General features: G+C 33.9%; 1 protein-coding gene. It reads left to right on the forward strand.

Annotation, left to right across the window (positions count from 1 at the left end; genetic code table 11):
- Positions 1-257 (forward strand): hypothetical protein (locus SCA31_RS24275; RefSeq protein ID WP_410699540.1); only part of this gene is annotated, 257 nt, incomplete at both ends.

The raw sequence follows: 257 nt of genomic DNA on the forward strand, positions 1-257 counted from the left end.
TTCTCCAATAGTTTCGGGAGCACTTTCTCTTTTATTTTCTTCTAATACTTGTTTATCACCTATTGAAGCAGAAACTATTTTAAAGCTTACAGCTGCTAACATAGATCAGATTCCTCAAAATCAAATATTTACAGGACTTTTAGGAGCTGGGAGATTAGACGCAGGAAAAGCTAATAAAATGGCCTGGCAAATGAATTCTTCGAACGGCGGAGAAGTTTTAATTGAAAATAAAAAATTCAATCGTTGGAATTTTGAAC

The organism is Chryseobacterium sp. SIMBA_028 (genome assembly GCF_046535285.1).
Lineage (GTDB): Bacteria > Bacteroidota > Bacteroidia > Flavobacteriales > Weeksellaceae > Chryseobacterium.